This is a genomic window from Algoriphagus machipongonensis (assembly GCF_000166275.1).
In the GTDB taxonomy this organism is placed as follows: Bacteria; Bacteroidota; Bacteroidia; order Cytophagales; family Cyclobacteriaceae; genus Algoriphagus; species Algoriphagus machipongonensis.
In genome coordinates this window covers 1,136,915-1,161,732 of the sequence record NZ_CM001023.1, presented here as the reverse complement: position 1 = coordinate 1,161,732, position 24,818 = coordinate 1,136,915, and the positions used below count along the sequence as shown (strand labels likewise).

Here is a 24,818-nt window from a genome sequence, read left to right as displayed (position 1 = left end):
ATTTGCCCAACAACAAAATCCAATTGAATGAAAGCATTTGTGTTTCCGGGCCAAGGCGCCCAATTCCCAGGAATGGGAAAAGCCCTTTACGAGGAAAATCCACAAGCAAAAGCATTGTTTGAACAAGCCAATGAGATTTTAGGCTTTAGAATTACTGACATCATGTTTGATGGGACTGCAGAAGAGTTAAAGCAGACAAAAGTCACCCAACCTGCCATTTTTCTTCTTTCTGTAATCATGGCTAAAACCACTCCTAATTTTGCTCCAGACATGGTTGCTGGACATTCCTTAGGAGAGTTTTCTGCCCTTGTAGCAAATGGTACATTGGCATTTGAAGACGGTTTGAAACTTGTTTATCAAAGAGCCCTGGCTATGCAAGAGGCCTGTGAGATCAACCCGTCCACCATGGCTGCGATCTTGGGTCTTGCAGATGAGAAAGTAGAAGAAATTTGTGCGGAAATCACAGAAGAAATCGTCGTTCCTGCTAATTATAACTGCCCGGGTCAACTCGTGATTTCAGGATCCAACAAAGGGATTGAAATTGCATGTGAAAAGATGAAAGCTGCAGGTGCTAAAAGAGCCTTACCTCTTCCAGTTGGTGGCGCATTCCATTCTCCTTTGATGGAGCCAGCACGTGAAAAACTTCAAAAAGCGATTGAGTCAACTGAATTTTCTAAACCAATCTGTCCCGTTTATCAAAATGTCAGCACCACTGCTGTCAGTGATGTAGCAGATATAAAATCCAACCTTATTGCTCAATTAACTGCACCAGTGAAATGGACTCAGTCCGTTCAAAACATGGTGAAAGATGGCGCGGAACAATTTATAGAATGCGGACCAGGAAAAGTACTTCAAGGTCTTGTCAAAAAAATACATTCCGAAGCTGAAGTTGCTGGAATCTAAAATAGTTAAACCCGCTCCGGCGGGTTTACTTTTTTATCCGTCTTACTTTTGATTTATCCTTGCACTCCTGTAGGAGAACGTTTATTGTCTTTCCTAAAACAGGATGTATAAAATCCGGAGAAAGCTCATTGAGGGGCTCTAACACAAACTTTCTCGCCTTCATGTATGGGTGGGGAATTTTTAAGGTAGGAGAATCAATGATCAAATCATCCCAAAACAAGATGTCGATATCCATTGTTCGGTCTCCCCAAAACTCATCTCTTACCCTACCAAGACTCATTTCAACTTGCTGAATAAAGGCCAAAAAATTCAAGGGTGCCTGATCGGTTTTTATTTGTATTATCTGGTTTAAAAATAGCCCTTTGGCTACTCCACCCCAAGCTTCAGTTTCATAAACAGAGGATTTATTAACCAGTTCATATTTGCTTGCCAAGGCATCGACAGCTGAATCAAGTAAGATTTTTCTATCTCCTCGATTCCCGCCTAAAATTAACGTTACTAAAGACTTCATATCATTCGGTAGGATAGCTCTTTAATCCTACGGCAAAATAGTTTATTTTCGCATCTTAAATTAATCAATTATGAGATTCTTAGGTAATGTGCTCGCAGTCATAGTGGGTTTGATCATATTTAGTGTTTTGAGCATTTTGGTTTCTTTTGGTATCATCGGAATGATAGCTGCCTCCGGATCAGAGGAAGTGACAGTGAAAGAAAATACCATCTTACACCTTAACCTTAATGGCAGAACCATTGTAGAAAGGACTGCCGATGACGATCTTGACCTATCAATTTTTGGCTCCGGCTTTGGCGGTCCCATGACCGCTGGACTTGTTAATCTAAAAAAGGCTATCCAAGCTGCAAAAGAAGACGATAACATCCAGGGAATTTATTTAAATACCGGACTGGTAAATGCTGGTCAGGCTAATTTGCTTGAGATAAGAGAGTTTTTAGAAGATTTTAAAAGCTCTGGGAAATTTATTCTGGCATATGATGAAATATTTACCGAAGGAGGTTATTACCTAGCTTCTGTAGCGGATGAGATTTATCTGAACCCAATGGGAGGAATTGACTTTAACGGGTTCTCTTCAAACACGCTATTTTTAAAAGGCTTGTTTGACAAAGTTGGAGTGAAGCCTGAAGTATTTCGTGTAGGTGAATTCAAAAGTGCCGTTGAGCCATTTATTCTCACTCAAATGTCACCAGAAAATAGACTTCAAACTGAAGCTTTTCTATCTGACATGAACGACTTTGCTTTGAAAAACATCGCAGAATCTAGAGATGTTAATCTTGATAGCTTAACAAAAACCAATAATATGATGCTCGTGAGGGAGCCTGAAGATGCGGTTACTTACAAATTGGTTACAGGATTAGCTTATGAAGATGAAATCCACTCAAAACTTCGTGAAAAACTAGGATTAGGAGAAGATGATGATATCAGTACGATAAATGCCACCAAGTTAAATACCACGGTAAAGACTAAAAACATCACATCCTCTAATCGAATCGCTGTGATTTTAGCTGAAGGTGAAATTGTGGATGGTAGTGTGGAAGGAGCAATCAGTTCAGATAAGTTTGCTAAAGAAATTCGTAAGGCTAGAAAAGATGATAACATCAAAGCTATCGTCTTAAGAGTAAACTCTCCAGGAGGTTCCGTATTGGCTTCAGAAGTTATCTGGAGAGAAATGACAGAAGCAAAAAAAGCGAAACCACTTTACGTTTCCATGGGTGAGGTAGCTGCTTCAGGAGGATATTATATCTCAGCACCTGCCGATACGATCGTAGCTCAGCCTAACACAATCACAGGTTCCATAGGGATTTTTGGAATATGGTTTAATGCGCAAGAGCTATTAAATGAAAAATTGGGAATCACCAGTGATGTAGTAGAAACTGGGCAGTTATCCGATTTCATGAACCCTACCCGAGAATTGACTGATATAGAAAGAAAGATTGTACAAACCAATGTAGAAAAAGGCTATGAAACCTTTATCTCCAGAGTTTCTGAAGGTAGAGGAATGAGCGCCGAGGCGGTGAAAGAAGTCGCTTCAGGAAGGGTTTGGACAGGAAATCAAGCCAAAGAAAGAGGTTTGGTAGACGTTCTAGGAAGCTTGGATGACACCATTGAACTTGCTGCAGAACGAATCGATGCTAGCTCGGATTATCGTGTTATTTATTATCCTCAGCAAAAACCTTGGTTTGAAACCATCATGAATGAGTTTTCGAATAATGTACAGTTGAGAATCCTCAAATCAGAATTAGGTGAAAATTTTGCTATCTACGAGCAGTCGAAAAAATTGAAAAATTATCAGGGAATTATGGTAAGACTTCCCCAAGACTATATTATTCGATAAAAGAAAAGAGGCTGTTTCGAAAATTGGGATTTCCCCCTTTTTTCAGACAGCCTCTATTTTCATCTTTTTTGTAGCAGTATTTTCCAAGCCTCTTCAATCTCTCCTTGCTCCAATTTTTCTTTGGCAAGTAAATGCAGATGATCCAACCAGGATTCCTTGTCGTTGACAAATCGTACTCTTATTTCCTGGATCTCTTCCCGATGGCTGTAATCCAAGACTTCTTCTGCAGTCGGTAACTCTTCCACATTCCCCAGTCTCCCCAGATTATTTCCAGTCAAAATCGTGCTATTCTTGATTTCTTCAGGAATTTGATCCACTCCTACCCCCAGGTTCCTTAATGGCTTTGGGATTTGAAAGAGGGAGTCCCCATTGGCACGCGAATACCAGTTGCCTCCTAATCTGGCCACGGCATCCAATTTTTTCGGATCAATTACGCCGTTTTCATCCAATATCTCCTCATTAACATGAGCCGCCAACACCTCGCAGATGACCAGATTTCCTGCTCCTCCTCCTTCGCCAAGAGATTTCACCTCATTGACCTTACACTCAAATGCCACATGGGCTTCGCCAATTCTTGGTGGTTTAATTTCATTGGATTCAACAGCTGTTAAACCTGCTTTTTCAAATTCATTTACTTCCTTGGCATATTCTGTACTGGCAAGGGACATTTGCTCTACCATACCATAATGCACGATATGGATTACCACTTCTGGGACTTCCAGCACATTTTCTAAGGTATGCTTGGTAGTATTATCACGCATTCTCCTCAAAGGGGAAAAGATCAATATGGGCGGCTGTGAACTAAAAAGATTAAAAAAACTAAAGGGACTTAAATTTACATTTCCTGCTTTATCAATGGTACTCGCGAAAGCAATTGGCCTTGGCGCTACCGCTCCTTGGAGCAGTCCATAAAACTGTAAAGTAGATAGGTCTTTGGGATAAAAGGTTTTCATTTTCTGAATTTAGAATGCAATTTTAGAACTTGAATACTTTTACATGATAAAGTTTATCTTTTATGAAATCAACCCTGTTTAATTCATTCTTCAGCTTACTCTTTTTATGCTTGTTCTATTTCAGTACAAGTTTGATGAGTCAAGCCCAAACACACAATTTTGCCACTTTCAATATTCGCTATGCGAATAATAATGATGTTGGAAATTTATGGGAGAACCGTCTTCCAGAAGTCAGCAAATTGATACAATTCCACCAAATTGAGATTGTAGGGATTCAAGAAGGCTTACATGATCAAGTGGTAGGACTAAGTAATAGCTTGGGCTATTCATTTATTGGTGTCGGACGTGACGACGGAACCGAAAAAGGTGAATACGCTGCTATCCTTTACAATCAGGATAATTTTAAATTACTTGACTCGGGGACTTTCTGGCTTTCTCCAACACCGGAAAAACCAAGCAAAGGATGGGATGCTGCACTCAATAGAATTTGCACTTGGGGTAAATTTCAAGATCGGGAAGGCGTCACTTTTTTTATTTTCAACATTCATTACGATCATATAGGTCAACAAGCTCGTGAGGAAAGTAGCAAGCTGGTAATGAATCAAGTTGCTAAGTTAAATCCAGAGGGAGCCCCTGCTATCATGATGGGGGATTTTAATGTCACGCCAGACAATCCTGCTTATACTACCATTACGTCTAATCCAGCATGGAAGGATTCACGACTTATTTCAAAAATACCTTCTTATGGACCGAAAGGAACCTTTACAGGCTTTGACTGGGAGAGAATGCCTGATGGAATTATAGATCATGTATTTGTTTATGGCCCAATAGAAGTCATCAGACATGGGATTCTATCTGACAACTATGGAAAAAAATATCCCTCCGATCATTTTCCAGTTTTAGTGGAATTGGATTTCAAATAAGCTTGGATAAAAAACTAATTATGTATATCCGCTTTTATTCCAGTAAATATCCAAAAGCATTATAAGATTTGGTTCCATCTTGCTGGCAAAACGATGCGTCTCAGAAATAAAATCCCGGGCCAGCGCTTGGAGAAATCTAATCCATTATAGCCCAGGGTTGAAACCCTGGGCTATAAAGCTTTGACCCCGATAGGGTCTAGAATTTCTTAATTAATTGTATGTATCACCAATTTTTACCAGTAAGTATTCAAAAGCATCATATGATAATGAGATTATAAAAATTTTGCTTGCTTCTATCTTTTATCTTCTGGCAATGTGAGCAAAGAAATTTTGGGTACTGGCAAGATTGCAGATAATCACAAAACTAAATAACAAAAAGGGCTGCTAAAAAATTTAGCAGCCCTTTTTCTATTGAGAAGACTATTGAAATAGTCTTTGTTTTTTATGGTTCAAGTGCAGCTACACCAGGTAGCACTTTACCTTCCATATGCTCTAGTAAAGCTCCACCTCCAGTGGACACAAAGGAAACATCTCCTCCAAAGCCAAACTTATTGATGGCTGCTGCAGAATCTCCTCCTCCTATTAGTGAATAAGAACCAGCTTTGGTTGCCTCTACTAATGCTTCTGCCACTGCTTTGGTCCCTTTATCAAAAGATTCCATTTCAAAAACTCCCATAGGACCATTCCATAGGATAGTCTTAGAGTTTAAGATGGTTTCAGCAAATAGTTTTCTCGTTTCAGGACCGATATCCAATCCCATCCAACCGTCAGGAATCTCACCGCTTACAGCTAATCCCTGCTCAGCATCGTTGGCGAAAGCCTTAGAAATAACAGTATCAACAGGCAAAAGCAGATTTACTCCTTTTTTGCGGGCTTTTGCCATCAATTCTAACACAAAATCCAACTTATCCGCTTCTAACAATGAATCACCTACAGTACCTCCCTGAGCTTTCGCAAAAGTGTAGGACATGCCACCGCCAATGATCAGGTTATCTACATTATCCAATAACTTTTCGATGATAAGGATCTTATCACTGATTTTTGCACCACCCATGATGGCTGTATAAGGTCTTTCAGGTTTACCCAAAACTTTTTCAGCATTCTTCAATTCAGAAAGCATCAAGTAACCACAAACTTTGTCATTAAAGAATTGTGCTATAACGGATGTGGAAGCATGCGCTCTATGGGCAGTTCCAAAAGCATCATTGACATAAATATCTCCAAGCTTTGAAAGCTTCTCAGCGAATTCAACATCGCCTTTTTCCTCTTCCTTGTAAAACCTTAAGTTCTCAAGTAATAAGACTTCTCCAGGCTTCAATGATTCAGCTAATAACTCAGCCTCTTGCCCAATACAGTCAGGTGCAAATTTCACAGGTCGACCCAAAGCCTTCTCTAATTCCAAAACAATGTGTTTCAATGAGAATTTATCTTCAGGTCCTGATTTTGGCCTTCCAAGGTGGGACATCAAAATTGCTGCTCCGCCATCATTCAATATTTTATTGATAGTAGGCAATGCTGCTTGAATTCTCGTATCGTCAGTCACTTGAAACTCTCCATCAAGAGGAACATTGAAATCGACACGAACCAAGGCTTTTTTACCCTCAAAGCTGAGGTTATCGATATTTTTGATTCTAAGATTCATAGTAGGAAAATAGATTTATGGTATTCGGCTTTTATTTAAAAAGAAGGTGAATTTATCAAAGATTCAATCAAAAATCGACCTTTGGAGCATTTCAATTTAAAATCCTTGCATTTTTTGAGGCTTAAGCTTCTGCTGCTGCCCTTTTTAAGCGATCATTTATCGCTTGACCAAGTCCTTTAGCTGGCATTTTTTCTGCCAAGATCACTTCCACATCAAGCTCATCTAATTGCCTCATGCTGGCAAAAAGGTTTTTAGCTGCTTCTTTCAAATCGCCATTTTTACTTAACGCTATTTGATGCGCTTCTGGAATGTCAGAAAAAGACTTTTCTAAACTTATCAGTGCAAAAGAAGTGCCTTCCAGACTGTATTTTTCGATCAATAAGTCAAGATCTCCAAGCACAAAAGGCTTTCTAGGTGCGTAATGACTTGCCAATAATCCCGGAGCTTGTGGGTTGGAAGTACTATGGCTTTTCACCTGAACAGGACCAATCAAATCCTCTATTTCATTTAGCTCCAATCCTCCCAAACGGTAAATAACAACCTGACCCTCCTCCATTCCGACGATGGTGCTTTCCAAGCCCACTTGGCAATTTCCACCATCCAAAATATAAGGAATGCTATCTCCCAATTGTGCCTCCACATGTCTGGGCTGTGTGGGACTAATGTATCCAAAGGGATTTGCGCTTGGAGCAGCTAAAGGAAAATCAAGTGACTCTAACAATTCAAGTGTTAAAGGGTGATTGGGAATTCTGATCGCCACACGATCGAGACCAGAAGTTACTAAATCAGGAATAATGGCTTTTCTGGGAAGCAAAAGCGTCAAAGGCCCTGGCCAAATTGACTTTCCTAATTTGTATAATGGATCAGGTATTTCCTCCACAAAATCTTTTACCCGATCCATGGAAGAGGTGTGAATAATCAGCGGGTCAAAACTTGGACGATTTTTCGTCTCAAAAATAGAAGCTACAGCCAATGGGTTTAAGGCATTTCCTGCCAACCCATAAACAGTTTCTGTTGGGATAGCCACAAGTTTCCCTTCATCTAGAAATCTTTTGGCTTTTGCTATGTCTTGACCGATTACCGCCATTGCTTAGTCACAAAAATCGTCTATCCAAGTTTTGGCTTCCGTATAACCTAAGTTTAGCGCCATTTTCAAATCAGCACAACCTTCCTCCTTTTCACCTGTAGCACTCATTCTTGTAACCCCAAGAAGATAGTAAGCTGCAGCATTTTTCGCATCAAGATTTACGGTATTAGTCAGGGATTCAAGGGCTCCAGCAGGATTATTATTTCCTAATTGCGCTTTTGCTTTATTAAAGTAAACAAGTGCTTGATTAGGGTTTACTTGAAGTGCCGCATCAAAATCTAATATTGCATCTTCATACTCTTCCAAACCCAATAAAGCGACACCTCTATTGTAATAAATATCCGTTTGAGAAGGATCAAGTCCATTAGCCATATTGAAATCAGCTAGCGACTCCTTTAAATTTCCCAATTCAAAATTTGCATTGGCTCTGTTGAACCACGGCTTATAAATACTACTGTCAGACTCGATCGCTGCTGTAAAAACAGGGATAGCCTCCTCAAATTTTTCCTGTTGAAATAAAGCCACACCTTTAGCATTCAAGGCCGTTGCATTTTCAGGGTTCTGTTCTAAAGCCCTGTCAAAATAGGGAATAGCCTCAGACCAGGATTGCTGATCCATTTTTTCTATACCGGCTTGAAGAAGTTCTTCCTCACTAGGTTGGCAACTCATCAAAATACTGCCTAAAAGGCCAATTATTAATATACGTTTCACAGGGCTAATTTTTCGGCAAAGATAGGAAATCTAACGTGGCAAAACGATCTATGCGCCAAGTTTAAGTCGATAAGCTTCTGGTACAGAAACAGGCTTCATGGTTTTCATATCCACAGAAACCATGGTGCAGTTGGATTTTGAAAAAATCACTTCCTCTCCCCCTGCTGCTTTACCTGCTAAAATTTGTTCCAAAACGAAAGAGGAGTTCCCAATCTTAGAACATCTTACATAAGCTGAAACAGTGTCTTGAAGATGAATTGGCCTGAAATAATCAATATCAATTTTGGCTACCACCACACCTATTTCCATTACATTCCAATCGCATACATCCGAAAGGAAAACTGCTCTGGAATGCTCATAGTAATTGAAATATACTCCATTATTGACATGCTGGTAACCGTCAATATCTGAGAATCGAATTTGTAAAGGGATAGAAAAATCGAAAGCATCCAGCAATTCGGGATTTGCCGTTTTACTCATTATAGCAATATTTCTGACTTACTGGTTTTTTCCAACATGCGAAGAATGGAGGGATTGTACCCTATCATATCCACTACTGAATCAAAGGTGATCCAGGCCAAGGAAATACTTTCATCACTGATATGCAGAGGCTCGTTGATATCAGCCTCCAAGATATACCGCACATCAAAATGATAATGTTCGGGAACATGTGGGCGCTCTGGAATAATATGCTTATCCAGATCAAAAATAGTTGAGTCCACTAAATCCAAAGAAGTTAAACCACTCTCTTCTTTCGCCTCTTTCATTGCCACTTCGATCAGGTTTTCATCTCCATCGGCATGCCCTCCCAGTTGAAGCCACCGACCTAATTTTCTATGTAAAGTCAGCAAAGTATGCGTTCGCCTTCTATTCACTATCCAAGCAGAGGCAGTAAAATGCCCTTCCAATCGCTCCCTTTTGTAAGCCAAAGGATCACTAGTCAAGTCGATAAAAGAATCTATGAATGCGGATTCTTCTTCATATGGAGTTCTATATCGCTCTAATTGACTTTTTAATATCGTTCTATCCATCTTTGTTTACATTAAATAGTAAATCCAGCAATTGATCAAAAGGTCTTGGGCTATCATAGTATCTGTCTGAATAAACCGTTACCAAAAATTTAATAAAACTTGGCCGGTTATCCACAGTTACCTTTTCGAGGGTTACATTCCCGTACAGCTGGGAAATCAGTTCGCCCTGAATAGGAGTTTGGAGGGGTGGTTTGAAATAAAACTTTTCTATAAGTCTTACCTGATCGTTAACTTCTTCAAATTTCCTGTCCAAACTTACTTGACGATAACCCAAAGCTATAACACGCTGGCTAAAAGCCAAGAAAAGCATGGAAAAAGATTTGTCATTAAATGGAAAATCATAAATAACAGCAAATCCATTAGCATAGGGAGAATCTAAAACGTGAATTTGAGGGGTTTCATCAATTTGAGTTTTTTTGAAATGGTAATTCTTATATACCAAATTCATTTTTTCCTCTCCATCCTCCGATTCAGCCCATTGAACAGCCTCCTTTAATTCTGCCTCTTTTATCTTAAAATTCTCCTTGTGATTTACTGTAGAATCATCAGAATTCCGAAACACTTTATTAAACAAATCATCAAAGAAATTACTCATTATCTGAAAGTATATAATTCCCTGTGGAAAGTAAGGTGATCTCACCTCTTTCTTCCATTTTTCTCAAAATGGAAAGAGTCTTTTGATTTGCTGGTTTTTCCATCTTCTCAAATAACTCACCCTCTGATAACCCCTCATTCTTTTGGATGGTTTCCAAGATTAGCTCTTCAAGCTTTTTTTCTTCCTTATCCTGAGAATTAGCTTTCTTTTGCTCCAGACACCAGTCACAAATCCCGCATTGCTTATCAGTAGCCTCTCCGAAGTATTCCTGAATAAATTGGGTACGGCAAATCTGACTTTGATGGGCATAAGCCACCATACTTTTCGCATGATCCATTGTCAGCTCTCTCCTGCTTTCTATTCTATTAAAATTCAAAGGGAGTTTTCCCGCATCGTACCTCGGAGTTAAAAAGGTAAGCTGAGGTTTATCTTTTCGCTGATCGTAATCCATCACCTCCAATTCATTCAATTTCTGAAGCCTTTTGATCAATTCATTCTCTGAAATCTCAATGGTTTTGGCAAGCTTTCTTTCCTGAATAGACATGTACTCCGAAAACAAATTACCTCCATAGGTTCTCATTAATACTTTGACTACGGGATCTAGCTTGGCATGAGCAATTTGAACCTCATATAATCTGGCAGGATCTACAAGAAAATGTACTCTTGAGGGAGCAAAAAAACTTTCATTCAAGGAAATCAGTCCCTCTTCACCCAGCACTTTCAAAGCATAAAAAGTCTCTAAAACTCCTAAATCATAGTTTTTGGCAAACTCACTGTATTCAAAATCAAAGCTGCTGAACATATTGCTGCCAACAGCCAGTTTGTAATAATTTGCCAAACATTGGTAGACCCTTTTGATAAAATCAATAGGTGGATAGACTAAAGCAGCCCTTTCCATCAACAACTCAAAATCTTGCTCATTACTCATCAGTACGGCAAATGCTTTTTGTCCGTCTCTTCCAGCTCTACCTGCCTCTTGGTAATAATTTTCAAGGTTTTCTGGCAAGTCACTATGGAGCACCACTCGCACATCTGCCTTATCTATCCCCATCCCAAAAGCATTGGTAGAAACCATCACTCTGATCTGATTTGACTTCCATGCCATTTGGGCGGCATTTCGATCCGGCATTGACATGCCGGCATGGTAAGCACTGGCAGAAATACCCAACTGGCTTAAAGAACGAGCAATTTGCTGTGTGCCTTGTCTATTTCTGACATACCAAATCGCTGAACCAGGCACTCTATTTAAAACCTCTACCCCTTTTTCGAACTTGTTTTCTACGAGTCGAACGCTAAAGCTCAAATTCTCCCTAGCGAAACTCTGCCGAAACTCCATTGGAGATTTCATAAGAAGTTTCTCCAGGATATCTTCACAAACTTTTGGGGTTGCGGATGCTGTCAAAGCCAAAACTGGCACCTTGGGATGATACTGCCTGATAGAAGCTATTTCGAGGTATTGGGGTCGAAAATCATATCCCCATTGGGAAATGCAATGCGCTTCATCCACTGCGATTAAGTTGACAGACATTTGTTTAAACCGATCAATAAAAAGATCAACTTTTAGCCGTTCCGGAGAAACATACAAAAATTTGTAATCCCCATAAATACAATTATCCAAGGTATTATCAATCTCACGATAACTCATACCCGAATAGATAGCCGCTGCTTTTACACCTTTGCTTTTCAGTCCATCTACTTGATCTTTCATCAAAGCAATCAAAGGACTTACCACAAGACAAATACCTTCTTTTACTAATGCAGGAATTTGGAAGCACAAAGATTTCCCTCCTCCCGTAGGAAGCAATGCCAAGGAATCCCTCTTGGAAATCACAGCATCAATCACCTCCTTTTGAACAGGTCTGAATTCATCAAATCCAAAAACCTGCTGGAGTATCTCTTTGGCCCTATTTTCCAATTACCAGTTGGGGTTAGTCTTATTCAAAAATGATGAAATTCCCTTGACACAATCTTCATGGGACCTTGCTTTCGCATTTACTTCGCAGGCATGTTCCAGGCTTTGCTGTCTATTAACCTGGTGAATAGATCTTAGCAGGTTTTTAGTGGTGGCCATGGAAGCGCCAGAATTCTGATGGATAAGCTTATCTGCAAAATCCAAAACTCCTTTTTCCAAAAATTCATCATGACAGACCTCCGTGATCAAACCTAATTCTGCAGCTTTTGCTGCCGAAATCAATTCACCTGAAAGCAGCAACTCCTGTGTTTTGGCCATCCCAATCTGTTCTGCTAAAAAAACCGATACTAAAGCCGGCACAAAACCAATCCTAACTTCGGTGTACCCGAAAAGTGCATTCGGAACAGCAAAAGCAAAATCACATACAGTCACTAAACCGCAACCACCTGCCAATGCATGCCCTTGAATTTGAGCAATCACTACTTTAGGGAGTGTGTAAATCAAAGTAAAAAGGTCTTTCAAATGCTTGCTATCCTCTAAATTCTCTACATAGGAAAACTCCTGAAGTTTCTGCATGTACGACAAATCCGCCCCTGCACAAAAAGCCTTTCCTTCTGCCTCCAGAATAATTACTTTCACCTCCTCATTTTGATTCATTTCCACAAAACTCTGATGCAGACTTGAGATCAATTCAGGACTCATTGCATTCCTTTTCTCAGGTCTGTTCAATTTGATAAATCCTTTCCTATCCTCTATTCGGGTGATCACTGCATCATTCATTGGCTTCTTTCTTTTGTAAAGAATCAATTTAGTTTCATAAACTGCCATTCCCAAAAAGGAATTAAAAAAGAATTCTTACAGCAGTATTCTGAAATGGAATTTCATCAGTAATATCTAAACTCGACCACTTACCAGAAGACCAAATTTCAATCTTGGAAGGGTTCCCCTTAAGCATCCTAACCTTTTGGCCTTTTGTATCTAAATGAAACCCATGAACCGGGAAGCTCAATAAGGAATCATTCACAGAAATTGCTTGTAAGGATTTAGGGATTTGATTCCAGCCATTTTTTAGCCTGTAAGGATCAATTTTAAAACTGATATCACCTGGCCTTACCCCCTTATTCCAACTCATCAAATCTCCAAAACTGGAAATCTCTATTAAAACCCCTGATTCTGTTCTTGCGAGGATCATCTCTTTCTTGGGAATTTGAGTTTGATCATAAACCCGAAGACCAGCCCACAAAAACAAAGAAAAAAGACCTATCCAAGCGAGTTTTCTTTTTTTCATATCTGGCCAGCAATACCAAATCAGTAAAAGCACCCAGACTAAAAACATGCTATACCATTCAATGCTAATCTGGTCAATCTGAGGGTATGGCAGACTTTGAATTCTAAGGACGATGAAATTTTGGAATAGAATGGTTTTACTGACCAAAACTCCGAGCAGCTCTCCAAGCACTGGTACCCATCCAAAAGCCAAGAGAGGAATTCCCAAATGCATGATGAGGAATGCCAAGGGAATTATGATCAAATTCCCTAAAAGGAAATACGTTGGAAAAGCATGGAAATAAAACAGAGTCAATGGGAAAGTAGCTAATTGAGCAGCGATACTCACAGCCACTATTTGCCAAAAATATTCCAACCACTTATTGGGAGGATTCCAGCATTTCAAAATCAGAGGCTGCAGCATGACAATTCCTAATACTGCCAGGTAGGACAACTGAAACCCAACTTCAAATATCACGGAAGGATTAAAGGTGATCATTAGGGTTGCAGAGAATGCTAAGACATTGAAGATAGAGGGTTTTCGATCTCTCAATTGCCCTAGCGCTATCAGCGAAAACATGGTCGATGCTCGCATGACAGAGGGAGACATTCCAGTCAAGGCCGCATAAACCCAAATCAATAGGACCACGAATAAGAAATACATTTTTTGATTCCTCCCTTTTAACTTCAGCGGCTTTACCAAAAACATGAGCATGAGGTAGATGATACCAACATGCAAGCCTGAGACAGCCAAAATATGCATGACTCCCGATGCAGAATAGGCCTGACGGACATCCTTGTCTAAATTTTGCTTTTGTCCAAGTAATAGAGCATTTGCGACTTGCCTTGCTTCCTCATCCGGAATCTGCTCCTCCAACATCAAACTCAATCTTTGACGAAAATGGTCTAAGGCATATAAGTAGGATGAGTTCGGATTCTCTCCAATCAGCAGAAAATCCTGACCAATAAACTGTCTTCTAAAAATGCCTTTTCTAGCTAAATATTCTGAATAGTTAAACTCCTCAGGAAAGGTCGGGGATGGAATGGTATCAGGAGCACTATTTACCCAAATCACCTGACCCGGTTCCAACTGATCAATATTCTGATGGTAGATTAAGAGTTGCTCATCTGTATTTTCCCAAAGTCCATTTCGAAGTATAGCCTTGACCAAAACTCGATTTTCAGAGGAATTTGGCTTTTCCATATCGTACTGCAATACCTCAGCTATATACCCTTGGGCTCCCTCCCAATCTGATTTATTCTGAGTTTGAATACGGTTTGACTCGATTGCTGCTCCGAAAAGCACTAAAATCATATAGGCTAAGAAACTGGTTTTCATTACCCAGGTTTTCTTATTTATAAATAGAAGAATTCCCAAGTAAGCCGACCATAAAAAGCCGACACTAATCCAAAGGTATACTGGGGAAAGCAATACTTGCTTTTCAATAAAGATTCCTGCTATTAAAAAAGGTAGGTATCGTAAAAATGGAAAATCCGAAAACCTCATCTGCTAAACAATTAAACTTTAAGTTAATAATTTTTAGCACAAAAAAAAGAGCCCAATTGGGCTCTAATCTATTATTTATTAATGTTTTAGAATCTATACCCTAGGTTAAAACCCAAGTTATATTCTATAGATGCAAATCGCTCTGTAACTTCATCACTGAAATTTCTACCAATGCTGGCATAAGGCCCAAAAGCAAAATTTTTGGATAATTCCCATTTGTAACCAGCGCCTGCTCCCAAAATAAAGGAATTCATATCCGTCGTTACTATCTCCCCATTATCACCTGGTTCTTCAAAATCTCCAAACCTTAATTTGGCTAAAGGAAACAAGAAAATTCTTCCTTTTTCACTTCCTCCAAAGTAGAAATTCATAGACACCTGGACTGAATTGGTCTTATATTTCTTCCCTTTTTTCTCATTATTAATATTGAACCGATCATTGATAAAACCCTTAAATTCCAAGGAATGATCATGATCCAAATAACGCTCATACCCAACTTCAAATGAGCCCAACATAATCAGGTTCAGGAAATTCACATGAACCTCATTCGTAAAATCATTTGTATAGTTATTACCAGAGCTACTAGATATTACTTCCTGTGCCATATTTGAGCCTAAGAAAGTAAAAAACAATGCAAGTGTAAAAATTGATTTTTTCATATTATTATCTTTAATATTTCAACACGATTTTTAGGCCTTTTTCATTTTTTGATGAAGAATATTACACTCCTCAAAAATATCACCTATTTCCTTAAAACCAAATGAACTGTACAATGGCACTGCTTTTAACTGTGCATGCAAGTACTTTGTTTTTCCAGTTGCTTTTGGGCTGGCATCTATATCTTCTAAAACTTTTTGAACCAATGCTTTTCCTACACCTTTTCCTCTAGATTGTCCAAGCACGGCAAAGCGCTCTAGCTTCACTCCTTTATCAGTAATCCTCCACCTAGCAGTACCGACAGGCACTTCGTCTAGAATCGCCAGAAAATGAGTTGAGGAATCTTCGAATTCATCATATTCATCTTCTGCTTTTACTTTTTGCTCTAGAACAAATACTTTTTCCCTGATGGAAAAAGCTTCTTTAAAATCAAGCTCTTCCGTAATCTTTCTTACTTCCACCTTCATTCTTTAGACGGTCTTTTTCTGATTGATCTTTTTCATAAGCTTCAATGATAGATTTCACCAGTTTATGCCTGATAACATCTTTTCCACTCAAATTGACAATCCCGATGCCTTTGACATTGTTTAAGATCTTAAGTGACTCGGAAAGTCCCGACTTTTGTCTAACCGGCAAATCTACCTGAGTCTGGTCCCCTGTAATGATCACTTTTGAATTAGGTCCCATTCTCGTGAGGAACATTTTGATTTGTTCACTCGTGGTATTTTGAGCCTCATCTAGCAATACAAACGCATCATGTAAGGTTCTACCTCTCATATAAGCAAGAGGGGCGATTTCTATGACTCGCGTCTCCTGATAAAATTTCAACTTTTCGGATGGAACCATATCAGATAAGGCATCATAAATAGGCCTTAAATAAGGATCTAACTTTTCCTGAAGATCTCCGGGCAAAAACCCTAGATTTTCTCCGGCTTCTACCGCTGGTCGGGTTATAATGATCCGCTTGACTTCTCTGTTTTTCAAAGCTCTTACCGCTAAGGCAACGGCAATATAAGTTTTACCGGTACCTGCAGGTCCCAAAGCAAAAACCAAATCATTTTTCATGGCAGACTCTACCAGTTTCCTTTGATTTGGAGACTTAGGTTTGATGACTAGGCCTTTATTACCAAACACGATCACTTGATCTTTGGACGCTTCCTCAAAAGGCACTCCTTCCACATCAAGGTAATCCTTGACGTTCTCCGGCGTAAGATGCCCAAACCTCTCTAAATGCTCTAAAAGCAGGTTTAGCACATCATTGATCCTTAAAATCTCAGGAGCTCCTCCCTTGATTCTAATTTCATTTCCCCTAGAAATAATTTTACTTTGGGGGAATGCCCTAGCGATCTGTTTGATATTTTCGTTGGCAGTACCTAAAAACTCAGCCAACGGCACATTTTCTAAAGTGATTACTTTTTCTACCAATCTGTTTTCTTTGATTAGATTATCCTAAAGGCGAACAAATAAATTTCTATTTTTGTCCACAGCTCTTATAACAAAAGTACACAATTTTAATTGACATGCTCCTATGGCTTTGGTGACATTCCTATCTGATTTTGGAAACCAAGATTACTACGTACCCGCTGTAAAAGCCAAAATGCTGGCTATTAATCCTCAATTGAATATCATCGATATATCTCACTCAATTGAATCATTTGACATTGCCCATGCAGCCTTTGTCCTTCGATCAACTTTTCGTGATTTCCCTAAGGGAACGGTGCATTTGGTGGCTATCAATACCTCTGGCACATTTACTCAAGGTTACATTGGAATCAAACTTGAAGAACACATCTTCATCGGCCCTAACAATGGAATTCTAAGCTTATTGGCAGATCATGAGCCGGGAATTATGGTTCAGTTTGCTGACATCCATTTAAAAGACACGACTTTCCCCGCTAAGGATATATTGGCGCCAATAGCTGCTAAAGTGGCAAGTGGAGCGGCGATCCATGATTTTGGAGGCCCATTGACCAATTTCCGCAAGTTAATGTCCCGTCAAGCCAAGGCTACTCGCGAACAAATCATAGGACATGTGATCCGTGTGGACCGATATGGTAACTTGATCACAAATATCAAAAAAGAGGTTTTTGAACAATTAAACCCGGGCTCTTTTACCATTGAATTTGGAAGAGAATCCTTGAATAAGTTGGACAAAGGATATGAGCAAGTGGAGCCTGGAGATTGCTTTGCTTTTTTCAACAGTTTAAACCTATTGGAAATAGGAATCAATCTGGGGAATGGTGCGGAATTATTAGGATTGAAGTTGGATAGCGTGGTGTACGTAAGCTTTAATTCAGAAGCATGATTATCCGGATTGTACGTATGGCATTCCAACCGGAAAAAGTAGAAGATTTCCTTCAAAACTTTGAATTACATAAGAAATCCATCCGAAATTTTCCCGGCTGCCAACATTTAGAGCTTTGGCAAGACCCAAATCAAAAAAATATTTTTCTTACCCATAGTCAATGGGAAAGTGAGGCACACCTGAACCAATACCGTGATTCTGAGCTTTTTAAATCCGTATGGAAGTTTACAAAAGCTCTTTTCCAGGATAAACCAATGGCATTTAGTTCAATTTTTTTGCAGGAAGTAGAAAAATGAATTTGTAGAAAAAAAATTCTTTACTCATATTTGCATCCCGTTACGGAAGTGACGGGCCGAGATCTTGAGAAATCAAGATTTACCAATAGCCCAGATGGCGGTCCCGATAAAATCGGGATGGTAGACATTAGTCTTAAACACCTTGGTTTATTGCACCTGCCCAGGTGGCGGAATTGGTAGACGCGTTGGTCTCAAACACCAATGCCTTCGGGCGTGCCGGTTCGACTCCGGCCCTGGGTACAAAAGCTCGCTGAAAAGCGGGCTTTTTCTTTTTAAATTTAGGAATGAAAACTTTTTTTGTCTATGCGCTAAAAAGCCTTTCCAGGAATTACATATATGTAGGTCTAACCAACAACCCTGAAAGAAGATTAGAGGAGCACAACAAAGGATATAACAGGACCACAAAGCCTTATGCACCTTTTGTCAGAATCTACCTTGAAGAGTTAAAAACCAGAACGGAAGCTAGGGCAAGAGAGAAATATCTTAAAAGTGGAATAGGTAAAGAATACCTTAAATCTCTTCTCTAACATAGGTTCGACCCTGCCTGCCGGCAGGCAGGTCCGGCCCTGGGTACAAAAGCTCGCTGAAAAGCGGGCTTTTTCTTTTTACACATAATCCATATTCCAAATAAAAAAGGCTCACATTTCTGCGAGCCTTTCCAATTAGTTCGGAATTCTGATTTTTGCTTTCTGATTTCTTAATTCCCTCTCAAAATTTCCATTGGGGCTTTATTGATGATTTTTCGTCCATTTAGCCATCCCAAAACAATCGTTAAAACAGTAATTGAGAGATAAAGGATCAAGGCCGCTCCCCAGGCTCCACGGAATGGAATTTCAAACAGGAATTCACTTAGCAACCAAGTGGCTAGAAAGGACAAAATAATACCTGAAAGTGAGGCGAGGCTACCCAAGAAGAAGTATTCCAAGGTATTTATTTTACTGACGACAGCGGAACTTGCACCCAAAGTCCGGAGCAAGATACTTTCACGCATTCTTTGATATTTACTGATAATCAGTGAACTGATCAATACCAAAACTCCTGTAGCAATACTAAAGAATGCCATAAACTGGATCACAAAACTGATTTTCCCTAGGATCTCCTCCAAGGTTTCTACAATGGTTCCTAAATTGATAATGGAAACATTCGGATAAGCCCTCACAACATCCGCCTGTACATCTGCTGCTTCCCGGTCATTTCTTGTTTTGGTAATCAACACATGGAATTTTGGAGCAGCTTCCAGAACTCCAGTTGGAAACAGAACAAGAAAATTGGTAGACACTTGGGTAAACTTCACATCCCTAAAACTTCCTACATAAGTTTTAATGGGCCTTCCTTGCACATTAAACACAATCTCATCACCGAGCTTAATTCCATTACCTTCTCCAAAACCTTTCTCAAAGGAAACAAAAACACTATCTCCCCTAACTCCCACTGGGATCAATTCCCCATCTGTCAAAGTCTCTGAGGAGATCAAAGTATCCCGATAAGTCACTCTAAACTCACGGTTGTATATCCATCTAGAATAATCTTCCTCCTCTGGAAGCTCTTCATTTTCTATTTTATCTATTCCATTAATTTCATCAAGGTTCATGGTGACAATCGGCACTTCCTGCATGATCGGCAAATCCCTTGAAAGGATTTTATCTTTCACCTCTGTCAACTGCGAACTCTGAATATCGAATAATAACATATTTGGCTGATCTTCTTTATCAGCAAATTTGGCTTCCTCTAACAATTGATTTTGCAAGAAAAACAGAGTACTAATCATCGCTGTGCCCAGTCCAATTGTAGCAATTAGAGATACTGTTTGATTATTTGGTCGATAAAGGTTGGCCAAAGACTGCCTCAAGGTATACTCAAATGAAATTGGTAAAAATTTCCTGACAGCCCACATAATCAGCTGCCCAATGCCCCAGAGTGTTCCGAAGGCAAAAACCACGAAAGCTGTAAAACCTAAGGCCATGGTCCAGCGATCCAAAAGGAAGAAACTGAAACCAAAAATAAAACCTAGAATACCTATTATTACTAGCCAACGAAGTGGATCTTTTAGCAGGGTTGAATCACCTGTTTCTGGCCTTAAAGTGGCCATGGGTGAAACATTCCGAACTTTCAATAGTGGCAACATGGCAAATAACACGGCAACGAATAGCCCGGTTATCACCCCAAAGCCGACGGAGATCCAAGAAATACCAAAACTCACCTCTACAGGTAAAAAGTCGGCAAATACAACTGGCAAAATATATTGAAGAAGTGTTCCTAGAAAAGCTCCTAATAGAGCTCCCACCAAGCCCATGATTTTTATTTCTGTCAGGTAGATGAGCAATACATCTCGGGAAGAAACCCCTAAACACCTCAACACGGCTACAGAAGCTAATTTTTCCTTGACAAAGACATTAACTGCGCTAGCTACACCCACGCAACCCAATAAAAGTGCGATGAATGCAACCAAGCTTAGAAAGTCTGCCATATTCCCAAAAGACCTTCCGGTAGATCGTTTTCTATCCTCTACAGTATCTGCATCCACCCGATCAATATCCCATTGATCTTGGAAAGGCTCAATCAATTCTTCCACATTCGTACCTGGTTCAAATTGATAATAGCGATTGTAATTAACTCTACTACCGTATTGAACTAAACCTGTTTCTTCTAAATAGGCTTTGGGAATGTAAACAGCGGGAGCGACAGTTGCAGTAATTCCCGTTTGACCTGGCACTTTTTGCAGTTCTCCAACCACAGTAAACAGGACCTCTCCTACTTTTATTTCATCTCCAACCTGAGCATTAAATTGAGCCATTAAGGCTTTTTCTACCAAGGCTTTTTTTCCACCATTTCGAAAGTCAGATTCACCTGATACAGGAATTGTTTCCAATATCCCATAAAAAGGAAACTCTCCTTCCAATGCTCTTACTTGAGTCAACCTACTTGCCCCAGATTTTGGATAGGCCACCATAGAGGCAAAATTCACTTCCGTGGCACTTTGAATCGCCATGGTATCCAATGGCTGATCGCCGAGTGGTTGATTATTTTCAAGCACCAAATCAGCCCCTAATAATTCTTTGGCCTGATTATCAATATCTGAGGTTAAGTTTTCTCCAAAGCTGCTGATCGCCACCAATGCGGCAATACCCACTACAATAGAAGAAACAAAAAGTAAAAGGCGCGAGATGTTTTTACGGAAATCCCGCAAAGCCATCTTTATAATCCATCCGAAATCAGGCATCAGCTTCCTCCTGTATTTTTCCTCCTTTAATATGAATGGTTCTTTGGGTCTTTGCTGCCAATTCTAAATCATGGGTAACCAAAACTAGCGTAGTACCCTGTTCTTTATTCAGGTCAAAAATCAACCTTTCGATCATTTCACCAGTTTCAGTGTCTAAATTCCCTGTTGGCTCATCTGCAAATAAAATTTTAGGCTCATTGGCAAAGGCTCTGGCAATTGAGACTCTTTGTTGTTCTCCTCCGGAAAGCTGGGTAGGATAATGGGTAGATCGATCACCCAAACCTACTTTTTCCAATAACTCCTTAGCCTTGGATCGGGCGTCTTTCCTTTTTTTCAATTCAAGAGGCACCATCACATTTTCCAAAGCGGTCAAAGTGGGCAACAGTTGAAAGTTTTGAAAAATAAACCCTACATGTTGATTTCTTACAGCAGCTCTTTGATCTTCATTGAGAGACTGAAGATTTTGTCCATTCAAGCTGACGCTACCCGTTGAGGCAGAATCCAGACCAGCACAAAGTCCCAAAAGTGTGGTCTTACCACTTCCTGAGGGCCCCACGATAGAAATAATTTCTCCGTGGTCAATATTAAATGTTACATCATCTAAGACAGTAAGCTTTCTACTGCCACTTTGGTAAACCTTACTCAGGTCAGAAACTGATAAAATGCTCATAGGTGAAAAACAGGCGTGAATAAAAGGTTTAGCCCTAACTTAACGGTAAACCCTTCAAAGTGTTGGTGGAAGATAGCAATCATGCCCTTAATCAGCAAATAATGCGCAGTTAGGAGTCCTTTTCCTACGGCCAATTAGTTCCGCTTTGATTCAAAATCTTAAAAACAGCTTAATTTCCGAACCTTTCCATCAAAAAATCCTTTTGAGTTAATAGTTTTATACCTCAATAAATTAATCAATATGAACTTTCCACTTAGCAGGCTATTCTTATTTTCTTTTGGATTAGTGATTTTGTTTTCTTCTTGTTCAGAGGAGAAAAAAGAATCAGTACAAACAGAAACCAAGGCTGAGAAAGAGGAAGTAGCCTCCGACGAAAAGATTATCCTATTCTTCGGCAATAGTTTAACCGCAGGCTATGGGATAGAGCAGGATTTGGCATTTCCCGGGTTAATTCAAGATCGTTTGGACAGTTTAGGAAAAGACTACAAAGTCATCAATGGAGGACTTAGCGGAGAAACTACAGCAGGTGGATTAAGTAGAATTGATTGGTTTCTGGAAGACGAACCCTCTATTTTTATTTTAGAGTTAGGTGGAAATGATGGTTTAAGAGGAATCCAATTGGCTGAGACCAAAAAAAATCTGGAAGCTATTATCGACAAAGTTCAAACTAAGTACCCCAGTACAAAAATCATTTTGGCAGGAATGCAGATTCCTCCAAACATGGGAATCGAATATACTCAAGAGTTTCAGGCTATTTACCCTAAAGTTGCCGAGGAAAAAGACGTAGAATTAATCCCCTTTTTACTACAGGATGTCGGCGGTATCAAAGAATTAAATTTACCTGATGGAATTCACCCCACAGAAGAAGGCCATATAATTGTTGCGGAAACTGTTTGGGAAATTTTAAAAGAGAAGGTCTAGTCTTTCGCATCGTGCTGAAAATTCAAATTTATCCACCGCTTATTAAAAATAATCCGTCATTATGGAATTGAAATTTCATTTTCGAAAAAATTGAAGTAATTTTTAAACTTCATTAAAAATTTCAAAAATGAGTTTTCAGATAAAATCTTCTGGAGACACCTATGACGCAATCATAGTTGGATCTGGAGCGGGAGGTGGCATGGCCTCAAAAATTCTTTCTGAAGCCGGTTTATCGGTAGCAGTAGTAGAAGCTGGTGGAGATTTTGACCCGGCAAAAGACGAAGATAGAACTCAATTAAGGCCACCTTGGGAATCCCCAAGAAGAGGAGCCGGAACTAAGGTTCGACCTTTCGGAGACTTTGATGCGGCCATTGGTGGATGGGACATCGATGGAGAACCTTATACCCGAAACAATGGGACTAGATTTGATTGGTTTAGATCCAGAATGGTTGGAGGTAGAACGAATCACTGGGGAAGAATATCTCTTCGCTTTGGACCAAATGATTTTAAAAGAGCAAGTATTGACGGAATGGGAACAGACTGGCCTATTGGCTATGACGATCTCAAGCCTTACTATGATCGTGTAGATAAATTGATCGGAGTTTTTGGATCAAAAGAAGGTATCTACAATGAACCTGATGGATTTTTCCTCCCTCCTCCAAAGCCAAGACTTCACGAACTTTTCCTTAAGAAAGGTGCTGATAAGGCAAATGTGCCAATGATTCCTGGAAGACTTTCTATGTTGACCAGACCTATCAATAATGAAAGAGGAGTTTGCTTTTTCTGTAAGCAATGTAATAGAGCTTGTCAGGTATATGCTGATTTCTCTGCAGGAACATGCCTTGTACACCCTGCCATGAAAAAAGGTAAGGTGGATTTATATACCCACTCCATGGTGAGAAAAGTAACTACTAACGACCAAGGAAAGGCAACAGGAGTCTCTTTTGTCAGCAAAATTGACATGAAAGAGTACAAACTTAAGTCAAGAGTGGTGGTATTGGGAGCATCTGCTTGCGAGTCTGCAAGAATCATGATGAACTCCAAATCCAAGTCACATCCGAATGGAATCGGTGGAGATTCTAATGCATTAGGTAGATATCTTCATGATTCTACTGGAGCTGACAGAATGGGAATCTTGCCAGATCTTATGGACCGAGAAAGATATAATGAAGATGGAGTAGGTGGCATGCACATGTACACACCTTGGTGGGGAGATAATAAAAAGCTAGATTTTGCCAGAGGATACCACATTGAGTACTGGGGAGGCATGGGTCAACCCTCGTACGGTGCAGGTGGCGGCATGGACACCATGAGAAAATACCTGAAAGATGAATTTGGAAAACCAAGTCCAAATGGCGGGTATGGTGAAGGCTTGAAAAAAGACGTTCGAAGAATTTACGGATCTACTCTTGGAATGTCAGGAAGAGGTGAAAGTATTCCAAGACATGAGAATTACTGCGAAATCGATCCGAACACAGTAGATAAATTTGGTATTCCTGTATTGAAATTCAATTACACTTGGAGTGATCAGGAATTGAAGCAAGCCAAGCACATGCATGACACCTTTGAAGAGATTCTAACCAATGCAGGCGCAATCCTATTGGGATCCAAGCCAGGACCTGAATCTGAATATGGGCTTCATGCTCCAGGAAGAATCATTCACGAAGTTGGTACTACCCGTATGGGAAATGATCCAAAAACTTCTGTAGTTAATTCTAACTGTCAGGCACATGATTGTGACAACGTTTTTGTAGTAGATGCAGGACCATTTGTATCCCAAGCTGACAAAAACCCAACCTGGACCATTTTGGCACTTAGCTGGAGAACATCAGATTACATTGTGGATCAGTTAAAACAGAAAAACATTTAAG

Annotated in this window: 24 protein-coding genes and 1 tRNA gene; 9 read left to right on the top strand and 16 right to left on the bottom strand. The window is 39.7% G+C overall.

The features are described 5' to 3' along the window. The first annotated feature begins 27 nt into the window (after positions 1 to 27). Positions 28 to 903 (top strand): ACP S-malonyltransferase, encoded by an 876-nt coding sequence (gene fabD / locus ALPR1_RS05075; RefSeq protein ID WP_008198921.1) that lies wholly within the window; start codon positions 28 to 30, stop codon positions 901 to 903. Between the two features lie 25 nt (positions 904 to 928). Here fabD and folK read toward each other — a convergent pair whose 3' ends face one another. Then, positions 929 to 1,414, bottom strand: a complete 486-nt coding sequence (gene folK / locus ALPR1_RS05070; RefSeq protein ID WP_008198919.1) for a 2-amino-4-hydroxy-6-hydroxymethyldihydropteridine diphosphokinase — start codon at positions 1,412 to 1,414, stop codon at positions 929 to 931. 70 nt (positions 1,415 to 1,484) lie between these two features. Between folK and sppA the strand changes: the two genes are divergently transcribed. Further along, positions 1,485 to 3,251: a signal peptide peptidase SppA gene (sppA, locus tag ALPR1_RS05065; RefSeq protein WP_008198918.1), complete on the top strand. Its 1,767-nt coding sequence runs from the start codon at positions 1,485 to 1,487 to the stop codon at positions 3,249 to 3,251. 59 nt (positions 3,252 to 3,310) lie between these two features. Here the strand turns inward: sppA and ALPR1_RS05060 are convergent, their stop codons facing one another. After that, positions 3,311 to 4,204: a flavin reductase family protein gene (locus ALPR1_RS05060; RefSeq protein ID WP_008198916.1), complete on the bottom strand. Its 894-nt coding sequence runs from the start codon at positions 4,202 to 4,204 to the stop codon at positions 3,311 to 3,313. A 62-nt stretch (positions 4,205 to 4,266) separates the two neighbouring features. Here ALPR1_RS05060 and ALPR1_RS05055 point away from each other — a divergent pair, with 62 nt between their 5' ends. Next, positions 4,267 to 5,127, top strand: coding sequence for an endonuclease/exonuclease/phosphatase family protein (locus ALPR1_RS05055; RefSeq protein WP_008198913.1), 861 nt, complete (start codon positions 4,267 to 4,269; stop codon positions 5,125 to 5,127). Positions 5,128 to 5,569: 442 nt separating this feature from the next. Here ALPR1_RS05055 and ALPR1_RS05050 read toward each other — a convergent pair whose 3' ends face one another. From ALPR1_RS05050 to ALPR1_RS04995, 12 genes are all read right to left on the bottom strand, one after another. Next, positions 5,570 to 6,769 (bottom strand): phosphoglycerate kinase, encoded by a 1,200-nt coding sequence (locus ALPR1_RS05050; RefSeq protein WP_008198911.1) that lies wholly within the window; start codon positions 6,767 to 6,769, stop codon positions 5,570 to 5,572. A 121-nt stretch (positions 6,770 to 6,890) separates the two neighbouring features. Further along, positions 6,891 to 7,856, bottom strand: a complete 966-nt coding sequence (locus ALPR1_RS05045; protein WP_008198910.1) for an L-threonylcarbamoyladenylate synthase — start codon at positions 7,854 to 7,856, stop codon at positions 6,891 to 6,893. 3 nt (positions 7,857 to 7,859) lie between these two features. After that, the gene (locus ALPR1_RS05040) at positions 7,860 to 8,525 is read right to left on the bottom strand and encodes a tetratricopeptide repeat protein (protein ID WP_008198907.1); all 666 of its coding nucleotides are present in this window, start codon (positions 8,523 to 8,525) and stop codon (positions 7,860 to 7,862) included. 90 nt (positions 8,526 to 8,615) lie between these two features. Beyond that, complete coding sequence (locus ALPR1_RS05035; RefSeq protein WP_008198905.1) at positions 8,616 to 9,047, bottom strand: acyl-CoA thioesterase; 432 nt, start codon at positions 9,045 to 9,047, stop codon at positions 8,616 to 8,618. Beyond that, positions 9,047 to 9,598: an NUDIX hydrolase gene (locus tag ALPR1_RS05030; RefSeq protein WP_008198904.1), complete on the bottom strand. Its 552-nt coding sequence runs from the start codon at positions 9,596 to 9,598 to the stop codon at positions 9,047 to 9,049. The genes ALPR1_RS05035 and ALPR1_RS05030 overlap by 1 nt, the downstream gene beginning before the upstream one ends. Continuing rightward, on the bottom strand, positions 9,591 to 10,193 hold the full coding sequence (locus tag ALPR1_RS05025; protein ID WP_008198901.1) for a hypothetical protein: 603 nt from the start codon (positions 10,191 to 10,193) through the stop codon (positions 9,591 to 9,593). Before ALPR1_RS05025 ends, ALPR1_RS05030 begins: the two co-directional genes overlap by 8 nt. Beyond that, positions 10,186 to 12,108 carry a RecQ family ATP-dependent DNA helicase gene (locus tag ALPR1_RS05020; protein ID WP_008198900.1) on the bottom strand — a complete coding sequence of 641 codons (1,923 nt, stop codon included), beginning with the start codon at positions 12,106 to 12,108 and terminating at the stop codon, positions 10,186 to 10,188. Before ALPR1_RS05020 ends, ALPR1_RS05025 begins: the two co-directional genes overlap by 8 nt. Next, the gene (locus tag ALPR1_RS05015; RefSeq protein WP_008198898.1) at positions 12,109 to 12,885 is read right to left on the bottom strand and encodes an enoyl-CoA hydratase/isomerase family protein; all 777 of its coding nucleotides are present in this window, start codon (positions 12,883 to 12,885) and stop codon (positions 12,109 to 12,111) included. It lies immediately after the preceding gene. A 61-nt stretch (positions 12,886 to 12,946) separates the two neighbouring features. Then, positions 12,947 to 14,878: a ComEC/Rec2 family competence protein gene (locus ALPR1_RS05010; RefSeq protein WP_008198897.1), complete on the bottom strand. Its 1,932-nt coding sequence runs from the start codon at positions 14,876 to 14,878 to the stop codon at positions 12,947 to 12,949. 86 nt (positions 14,879 to 14,964) lie between these two features. After that, positions 14,965 to 15,537, bottom strand: a complete 573-nt coding sequence (locus ALPR1_RS05005) for a DUF3575 domain-containing protein (RefSeq protein ID WP_008198895.1) — start codon at positions 15,535 to 15,537, stop codon at positions 14,965 to 14,967. A 30-nt stretch (positions 15,538 to 15,567) separates the two neighbouring features. Then, positions 15,568 to 16,002, bottom strand: coding sequence for a GNAT family N-acetyltransferase (locus tag ALPR1_RS05000; protein ID WP_008198894.1), 435 nt, complete (start codon positions 16,000 to 16,002; stop codon positions 15,568 to 15,570). Beyond that, positions 15,965 to 16,960 (bottom strand): PhoH family protein, encoded by a 996-nt coding sequence (locus ALPR1_RS04995; RefSeq protein WP_008198893.1) that lies wholly within the window; start codon positions 16,958 to 16,960, stop codon positions 15,965 to 15,967. Before ALPR1_RS04995 ends, ALPR1_RS05000 begins: the two co-directional genes overlap by 38 nt. A gap of 103 nt (positions 16,961 to 17,063) precedes the next feature. Here ALPR1_RS04995 and ALPR1_RS04990 point away from each other — a divergent pair, with 103 nt between their 5' ends. The 4 genes from ALPR1_RS04990 to ALPR1_RS04975 all read left to right on the top strand — a co-directional run bounded on the left by ALPR1_RS04990 (position 17,064) and on the right by ALPR1_RS04975 (position 18,663). Continuing rightward, positions 17,064 to 17,840, top strand: a complete 777-nt coding sequence (locus ALPR1_RS04990) for an SAM hydrolase/SAM-dependent halogenase family protein (RefSeq protein ID WP_008198892.1) — start codon at positions 17,064 to 17,066, stop codon at positions 17,838 to 17,840. Beyond that, on the top strand, positions 17,837 to 18,136 hold the full coding sequence (locus tag ALPR1_RS04985) for a putative quinol monooxygenase (RefSeq protein ID WP_008198891.1): 300 nt from the start codon (positions 17,837 to 17,839) through the stop codon (positions 18,134 to 18,136). The genes ALPR1_RS04990 and ALPR1_RS04985 overlap by 4 nt, the downstream gene beginning before the upstream one ends. Before the next feature lie 158 nt (positions 18,137 to 18,294). Beyond that, a tRNA-Leu gene (locus tag ALPR1_RS04980) sits at positions 18,295 to 18,376 on the top strand. Between the two features lie 44 nt (positions 18,377 to 18,420). Further along, entirely contained in the window at positions 18,421 to 18,663 is a 243-nt protein-coding gene (locus tag ALPR1_RS04975) for a GIY-YIG nuclease family protein (RefSeq protein WP_008198890.1), read from the top strand. Between the two features lie 170 nt (positions 18,664 to 18,833). Here ALPR1_RS04975 and ALPR1_RS04970 read toward each other — a convergent pair whose 3' ends face one another. Beyond that, on the bottom strand, positions 18,834 to 21,356 hold the full coding sequence (locus tag ALPR1_RS04970) for an ABC transporter permease (protein ID WP_008198889.1): 2,523 nt from the start codon (positions 21,354 to 21,356) through the stop codon (positions 18,834 to 18,836). Further along, the gene (locus ALPR1_RS04965) at positions 21,349 to 22,026 is read right to left on the bottom strand and encodes an ABC transporter ATP-binding protein (protein WP_008198888.1); all 678 of its coding nucleotides are present in this window, start codon (positions 22,024 to 22,026) and stop codon (positions 21,349 to 21,351) included. Before ALPR1_RS04965 ends, ALPR1_RS04970 begins: the two co-directional genes overlap by 8 nt. A 240-nt stretch (positions 22,027 to 22,266) precedes the next feature. On the opposite strand from ALPR1_RS04965, the gene ALPR1_RS04960 reads away from it, so the two are divergent. Together ALPR1_RS04960 and ALPR1_RS04955 are read left to right on the top strand one after the other, a co-directional pair. After that, entirely contained in the window at positions 22,267 to 22,947 is a 681-nt protein-coding gene (locus ALPR1_RS04960; protein ID WP_008198887.1) for an arylesterase, read from the top strand. A gap of 127 nt (positions 22,948 to 23,074) precedes the next feature. Next, positions 23,075 to 24,817 (top strand): GMC oxidoreductase, encoded by a 1,743-nt coding sequence (locus tag ALPR1_RS04955; RefSeq protein WP_008198886.1) that lies wholly within the window; start codon positions 23,075 to 23,077, stop codon positions 24,815 to 24,817. Position 24,818: the final 1 nt, after the last annotated feature.